The sequence below is a fragment of the Levilactobacillus muriae genome (assembly GCF_045862015.1).
In the GTDB taxonomy this organism is placed as follows: domain Bacteria; phylum Bacillota; class Bacilli; order Lactobacillales; family Lactobacillaceae; genus Levilactobacillus; species Levilactobacillus muriae.
Genome location: NZ_BAAFRU010000065.1, coordinates 1 through 1,339, shown reverse-complemented (window position 1 = coordinate 1,339; position 1,339 = coordinate 1). Strand labels below are relative to the sequence as shown.

Annotated in this window: 1 protein-coding gene; it reads left to right on the top strand. The window is 45.1% G+C overall.

What is annotated here, in order from left to right:
- Positions 1-114 precede the first annotated feature (114 nt).
- Positions 115-1,287 carry an IS256 family transposase gene (locus ACKTSF_RS14495; RefSeq protein WP_407890287.1) on the top strand — a complete coding sequence of 391 codons (1,173 nt, stop codon included), beginning with the start codon at positions 115-117 and terminating at the stop codon, positions 1,285-1,287.
- Positions 1,288-1,339 lie beyond the last annotated feature (52 nt).

The window sequence follows — 1,339 nt, the reverse complement described above, 5'->3', positions numbered from 1 at the left end:
GAGTGTTTAAATAATTATGTGTAAATAGAAAAATAAGCAATTGAAAAGGGAAAGCCTCTCCCTTATGATAGTTAGCAACCACACTCACTTCATAGGACATAGGAGGCTTTCCCCATGACTCAGTTTAACAAAGAAATTATGGCAGCACTAGCACAAAAGCAAGATTTGGACGAAGTTTTTCGGCAACATTTGGAAACGGCCATCAATGATTTAATGCACGAGGAACTTTCATCGTTCCTCGGTTATGAACCCTACGACCGCCAAGGCTTTAACAGCGGCAATTCACGCAATGGGCATTATCTGCGAACCTTTAAAACTAAGTATGGGGAACTAAACTTGGAGGTTCCACGCGACCGAAATGGCGCCTTTAATACGCAAACTATTCCAAGCTATCAACGCCAAACGGATGGTTTAGAAGCCACGGTTGTCCAGCTCTACGAAAAAGGGACTACCACTAGTGAGATCGCGGATTTGATTGAGAAAATGTATGGTGCTCATTACACACCACAAACGGTTTCAAACCTCACGAAGGTCGTTGACCAACAGGTCAACGCCTTCAAGACGCGCCCTCTAGCGAGTCGTTACGCAGTCATTTATGTGGACGCAACATACTTACCTCTGCGCCGGGACTCAGTGGCTAAAGAAGCCGTGCATATCGCCATTGGCATTCGACCAAATGGTATGAAAGAGGTCCTAGCATACCAAGTCGCTCCAACTGAATCCAGTACCGTTTGGGAAGAGCTTCTCGTGGACATTCAGCAGCGTGGTGTAAAAGAAGTCCTCTTATTCGTGGCCGATGGCTTAGTCGGCCTTACCAACACAATTGGTGACCACTTCCCTAAGGCTAAGCTCCAGCAGTGCCTGATCCACGTCAGTCGGAACATTGAAGCTCACGTTCGAACTAAGGACCGACAAGAGGTCCTTAACGACTTCAAACTGATCCATCAAGCAGCTACCATGGACGACGCAAAACAGGCCTTAGCTGACTTCATAGACAAGTGGCAAAAGGCGTATCCAAAAGTAACGGGCAAGCTAGAAAATAATCCTCATCTCTTGACCTGTTTCACTTTTCCAGCTGCGATACGCAGTAGCATCTACAGCACAAATCTCATTGAATCATTCAACAAGAAGCTAAAACGGCAGACAAAGAAGAAAGAACAATTTCCAAATGAACCAGCACTAGAACGCGTTCTGGTCACAGTTATTCGTGACTACAACGGCCAAAATTTTGAGCGAACGCATCGAGGTTTCAAGCAAATTCAAGATACGTTAGAATCCATGTATTAGAAGCTAGCTAATGGGAGAGGACTTCCATTTACACAAAAAATTTGACACTCCC